Genomic DNA, 5,960 nt, shown 5'->3' on the forward strand with positions numbered 1-5,960 from the left:
CGTAAATATGGAAAATTTGATCCTAAACATGATGTCGCTGGCAAACGCGAGCGAGCACTTTTATTTTAGCCGCTTAACCGCCGCAAAAAGGCAAAATCATGAAAGATATAGCCATATACATGCAACAAGCGGCTCGCTACCGACGGCTTTTTGCAGATAGCGACGTGCCTAAATTTTGATTACGACTGCGCACGCCGCGGGGAGGCAAAAGAGGAATTTGCGCCGTATTTTGAGTCTATCCTTAAAAGCCGCAAATCCGCGACGATCGTAGCAAACAGTATCGGCGCATTTTTGCCATACACGCCTTGCAGGACATACACACGAGAAGGCCTATCTTATCTCCCCTATCGTAAATATGGAAAATTTGATCCTAAACATGATGTCGCTGGCAAACGCGAGCGAGGATGAGCTGCTAAATGAAGGCAAACGGCGCAAAATCTGGAGAAAAACTATCGCGCAGATATCTTTGCTACGCCAGAGAACATCCTATCTTCTGGACGGCGCCGACGCATATTTTATACGGCGAAAACGACGATCTAACTTCTTTTGAAACGATTTACGAGTTTGCAAACGAGGCCGGCGCAACGATTACTGTCATGAAAAACGGCGAGCATCGATTTAGCGCGGCGGAGCAAATGCGGTTTCTAGGCGAGCGAATACAGCGCTATAGCCGGTGGCGGTGCCCGGCTGGGACTAAAGGAACTTTTTATCCGAGTCTGTACGGTCAAATTTGACTCATAAATCCGCCGCTCAAGCCGCTTTTAAAATTTACGCAAAAGCCTCGATTAAATTTACCGCGAGGGCGTAAAATTAGCTTAAATTTTACTCAACCTCCGCGCTAGCAACGACCAGCCGAGACGACCATAACGTAACACTAGCGCAAAACTCGAATTTGCCGCCATTTTACCGCGCGCCAAACTGCCTCAAAGCCCCAAATACCGCTTTAAAATAATCATCGCCGCGATACTGTCCAGTCGTCCGTCGCGTCTGTCCTCGGCGTAAATTTCGCTTGCCTCAAAGCTACTCATCGCCTCGTCCTGATAGACCACTTCGCCGTCAAATTCGAGTAGCGACACGAAATGCGCGATCCGCCGCCTCATCTCATCCTCGCTAGATCCCCCAAGCGGCACGCCCACGACTAGCTTTTTTACTCCGTATTCGCGCAAAACGGCGCTAACGTCGCGCGCGGCTTGATTGCGATTTTTGCGCAGTACGGGCGTTTGCGGCATCACGGTTTGCCCGACGGCTAGCGCCACGCCGATACGTTTTAGCCCCACGTCGATGGCCATTATGCTCATTTTCGTCCTTTAGATTTTGATTTTTGCGCCTGATTTTGGTTATTTGCAGGCAAATTAATACCAAAAATCGCTGCCGTTTGCCGATTTTGCGAGACATTAAAAAATTTGCTTTACAAATAAATCCGCAAAAGCGGCAAATTTAAGAAATTATCAAAACAATTAAACCCGCCGCAAACAAATTTGCCTTAAAATTTATCGCATAAATCTGCCTAATCTTAGCAAACGCAGTCCGCTAAAAACGTTACTCCAAGCAAGCTAGCGCAAATTTAAAAAATCGCAAAAACGAGCGAGCGAATTTCACTCTCGCACGCCAAGAATTTACGTAATCCTAAAATTTAAAAACCGCCTGCAAACCGTGCGAATTTAAACTAAAAGCTGCTTAAATTTGCCGCCGTTTAGCCTGGTCTTTCAAATTTAAACCGCTCGCCTAGCGCAAAATTTAAATCTACATCCTTGCAAAACAGATAGAGCAAATTTACTACGCAAACACCGTAAGCCCAGATATTCGCAGTTTACCTTCCAGTTCGTATTCGTAAATTTTATCGCCGAATTTTGCCAAGGCCGCATCAAGGCTCGCGCCGTTTTTGCAAAATTTTATCACCTCGTCGTCTTGCGCGGGTGCGGGTTTTCCGCCGAAACGAAGGGCAAATTCGTCAAAATCGTTTATCAAATTTGCCGCGCCGCTAGCAACCAGCTCGTTCGTCCCGTCGCTCTCGCCTAAGCGCTGAGGCAGCGTAAATATCGGCACGCCAAGCTCCTTTGCCATGCGCGCGCTTTGCATCGAGCCGCTTCTGGTATCGGCCTGCGCCACGACTAGAGCCTGCGAGAGCGCGACCACGATGCGGTTTCGCTCCAAAAATCTATACGCGAGCGGCGGCTCGTCAGGGTCATACTCGCTAAGAGCCAGCGCGTTTTGATAGATTTCTTTGATGATTTTGGCGTTGCTTTGCGGGTAGATTTTGTTTAGTCCGTTACCAAAAACGGCGACCGTATGCGGATATGCGCCCTTGTGCGCGGCGATATCTACGCCGATGGCCGCGCCGCTAACTACGCAAACGCCGCCGTTTGCCAGCGTCCTAGCCAGCGCCTCTACGCACTGCCTTGTGTAGGCGCTTGCCTTTCTCGAGCCCACGATCGAGATCATCGGGCGCTCAAGCAAGGCTAAATTTCCCTCGAAATAGAGCTTTTGCGGCGGCTTTTTAAGACGCAAAAGACCGCCGGGAAGCTTAGTTAAAACGTTCAAAAAAGATCCTTTAGATAGACGACCTCGACCTCTTGCAAGAGTTTGGAGCTTTCTTGCAGGACTTCGATCGTGTTTTTGTGCGGATGTCCGATCGCGATGGCGTAGGAGCGCTTTTTAGCCAGTTCGACGGCGTATTTTAGCTGCTTTCGCACAGCCGCCTTTGAGCCGTCGTGATCCAAAAATACGTCGCGCGCGATGTAGGGCATCGAGTATTTTTTCGCCGCGCCGTAAACCTTGGTCGGCGAGGTCGTCTTACTATCGACGAAGATCAAATTTTCGTCCCGCATCGCCCGCATCAGCCTATCCATCGCGGTAGCGTCGCTAGTAAAGCGACTTCCGGTATGGTTGTTGATGTATTTTAGATTCGGAAAGTCTCGCTTGATGCTTTGCAGTTTTTTCGCGATCTTTTCGTAGTCGTCGTTTACAGTAAGAGTGCCGATCTCAGCGCCCTTAAAGCCGCCTAGAGCCTGCATGGGCAGGTGGATCATATGAAAACTAAAACGCCGCGCCAAAACAGGCGTCTCGGGGTGGGCGGAGGTCGCCGGGAAAAAAGACGGCGTGAGCTTTAGATTTACCGATTTTATCGCGTCTACCTGGTGCCTATACGCCACGTCGTCGATGATGATGACTAGACGCGGTTTAGCGCCTAGCTTTGAGTAAATTTTAGATTTTTTATCTTCGCTAATTGAGCCTGCGAGCTTTTGCGGCTTCTCATCCTTTTCCCCGCCAGTTTTATCCTTATTTTTAGCGCTTTGCGCGTCCTCTTTATCCTGCGCGCTTTGGCCGCTCATTTGGATGCTTACTTTAGCCTCTTGTCTGTCATCTTGGTTTTGCGTTTGCGCGCTTTTGTCTACGCCCGCGGCATCGGCATCGCCCAGTCCCGATTCGCCCGCGTTTTGCGCGCCGAAATCTATAGTAAATTTAGGACTTTTTAGCGTCTGCTCTAGAGCATCGCTTTGCGTTTTGTTTGCGCTTTTTGAGGCCTGGGTGCCGTTTCGTTCGCCGTATGCGTCGGGCGAGTTTAAATTTTCATTTCCTCGTCCGTCCTTTTTGACTAGGCCGTTTTTTACGGCGCCTTCAAGCTCGGAAGGATCGCGCGACTCAAGAGAAATTTTATCGCGCGCGATGACGTTTTGGCGCTTTACGAATTTCGTTCGCTCGTCTTGGTCGCCGTTTAAAAAACCCGAACCAAGCTCGCTTTGCGTATGCGAAGCCTGTAAAAAAGTCGCGCCGGCGCCGTTATCTTTTTTTTCTAAACTCGCCTCATTTAGCGAAGCCTGCGCAAAAAGAGCTTTGATATCCGTTAAATTCGCTCTAGAATGCACGATAGAGTCGCTATTTTGGACTTCGTCCGCGTCCTCGGTACCGGACTTAAACGACGCCAAATTTGCCGTTTCTTCTTTTTTAGAAACGCTTAGATACTCTTGCGCCTTTGCGATGAGTTTTTCGGCGGCATCCGGCTTAAATTTAACGTCCAAAAAATAAAATGCGCCGACGAATGCACCGACGAGCAAGATACAGGCAATAAAAATAGCGGAAAACAGTAGCTTAAATCCGCCTCGCAAGCGCCCTTTTTTAGGACGCTTTTTGGCGGATCTTTTTCTGGATTTTGAGTTCAATTAGTTTTTGCTTTGGTCGATGAGTTTGCCCGAGCTAATCCAAGGCATCATGGAGCGTAGTTTTTTGCCGGTTTGATTTAGCAGGCTTCTTTCGGCGATGCCGCGCTCTGCGTTCATGCGAACGTATCCGGCCTTACGCTCGAGGATGAAGTCTTTTGCGAATTTACCGTTTTGGATCTCTTTTAAAATTTCCTTCATCGCTTTTTTGCTGTCTTCGCCGATGACGCGCGGGCCGCTTAAGTAGTCGCCGTATTCTGCGGTGTTTGAGATAGAGTAGCGCATATCGGCCATACCGCCTTGATACATTAGATCTACGATTAGTTTTAGCTCGTGAAGGCACTCAAAATACGCCATCTCGGGCTCGTATCCGGCATCGACTAAGGTCTCAAAGCCCGCGTTTACCAGCGCGCAAAGTCCGCCGCAAAGTACCGCCTGCTCGCCGAAAAGATCGGTCTCGGTCTCGTCTTTAAAGGTCGTCTCGATGATGCCCGTTCTACCGCCGCCGATCGCGCTAGCGTAGCTTAGAGCCAGCTCTTTAGCCTTTCCGCTTGCATTTTGCTCTACGGCGATTAGATCGGGGATGCCGCCGCCGCGGACGAATTCGCTCCTTACGGTGTGGCCGGGCGCCTTTGGAGCGATCATGATGACGTCGATATTCTCGGGGGCTTTGATCTGTCCGAAATGCACGTTAAAACCGTGTCCAAATGCGATCGCCGCGCCGCTTTTAAGATTAGGTTTAATCTCTCGCTCGAAAATTTCGGCCTGAAGCTCGTCCGGAGTCAAAATCATAACGACGTCGGCGGCCTTTGCGGCTTCTGCTACCGTTTTTACCTCAAAGCCCTTTGCTTCGGCCTTTGCCCAGCTTCTGCCGCCTTTTGCCAGGCCCACGATCACCTTTACGCCGCTGTCGCGCAAATTTTCGGCGTGCGCGTGTCCTTGCGAGCCAAAACCTATCATCGCGACGGTTTTGCTTCTAATCAAGCTCAAATCGCAATCTTTGTCGTAATAAATGTTTACAGCCATTTTGCATTCCTTTGTTTTTAAGATAAATTTGCGTGATTATACTATTTGCGCGCTGAAATAAACTTGACTTAGACTCGATTTAAGTTTATTAAAAAGCCTTTTAGTGTAAAATTGCAGATTATAAAAATTTATAGATATAGAGTGTAAAAATTATGAATGATTCAATCTACAAACATATAAAGGCGCTCCCTCCGCTAGACGATACGGTAGTAAAAGTCCAAGCCGTCTGTTCAAACGAAAATAGTTCGCTAGGCGACCTAGCTCAGATAATCGCCAAAGACCCGATGTTAACGGCGAATATTTTACGCTCGGCAAATTCTCCGCTTTACGGATTTAGTCGCGAAATAACGACTATCGAAAAGGCCGTATCGCTTTTTGGTATGGCGACTGTACGCGGTTTCGCGCTCTCAAGCGCCGTTAAAAAGAACTTTAAGATAAATTTAGACCCTTACGGCATTACTAGCCACGATTTTTTAAATATTTCCATAATGCAAAATGCCCTCACGTACAACTGGTACTCTAAGATCGACGCAAAAGAACTCGCCGTGTTAAGCCCCGCTTCATTTATGCTAGAAGTCGGCAAAATCGTGATTTCTCATGAGTTAAACGAAAAAGGCAAGGCGGACGAATTTAGAAAAAGATTAAAAGAAATTTCAAATCCATTTGATCTATCCGATCTAGAAACCGAGATCGTAGGCATCTCAAACGAAACGGTAACGGCTAAAATTTTTGAGCAATGGAACCTAGAAACCGAGCTAGTAGACGCGATATATTATT

At 48.2% G+C, this 5,960-nt stretch carries 6 protein-coding genes; 2 read left to right on the forward strand and 4 right to left on the reverse strand.

Going from position 1 to position 5,960, the window contains the following annotated elements:
• Positions 1 to 416: 416 nt before the first annotated feature.
• Entirely contained in the window at positions 417 to 734 is a 318-nt protein-coding gene (locus Q0218_RS10870) for a hypothetical protein (RefSeq protein WP_297969516.1), read from the forward strand.
• A 189-nt stretch (positions 735 to 923) separates the two neighbouring features.
• Here the strand turns inward: Q0218_RS10870 and ruvX are convergent, their stop codons facing one another.
• From ruvX to ilvC, 4 genes are all read right to left on the reverse strand, one after another.
• Positions 924 to 1,298 carry a Holliday junction resolvase RuvX gene (ruvX, locus tag Q0218_RS10875; protein ID WP_297969518.1) on the reverse strand — a complete coding sequence of 125 codons (375 nt, stop codon included), beginning with the start codon at positions 1,296 to 1,298 and terminating at the stop codon, positions 924 to 926.
• A 478-nt stretch (positions 1,299 to 1,776) separates the two neighbouring features.
• On the reverse strand, positions 1,777 to 2,541 hold the full coding sequence (gene dprA / locus Q0218_RS10880; RefSeq protein ID WP_297969520.1) for a DNA-processing protein DprA: 765 nt from the start codon (positions 2,539 to 2,541) through the stop codon (positions 1,777 to 1,779).
• Positions 2,538 to 4,160: a divergent polysaccharide deacetylase family protein gene (locus Q0218_RS10885; protein ID WP_297969522.1), complete on the reverse strand. Its 1,623-nt coding sequence runs from the start codon at positions 4,158 to 4,160 to the stop codon at positions 2,538 to 2,540. Before Q0218_RS10885 ends, dprA begins: the two co-directional genes overlap by 4 nt.
• Positions 4,161 to 5,183, reverse strand: a complete 1,023-nt coding sequence (gene ilvC / locus Q0218_RS10890; protein ID WP_297969523.1) for a ketol-acid reductoisomerase — start codon at positions 5,181 to 5,183, stop codon at positions 4,161 to 4,163.
• A 152-nt stretch (positions 5,184 to 5,335) separates the two neighbouring features.
• Here ilvC and Q0218_RS10895 point away from each other — a divergent pair.
• The coding region (locus Q0218_RS10895) for an HDOD domain-containing protein (RefSeq protein ID WP_297969524.1) at positions 5,336 to 5,960 on the forward strand (625 nt) is incomplete at its 3' end.

The sequence above is a fragment of the uncultured Campylobacter sp. genome (genome assembly GCF_938039245.1).
Taxonomy (GTDB): domain Bacteria; phylum Campylobacterota; class Campylobacteria; order Campylobacterales; family Campylobacteraceae; genus Campylobacter_A.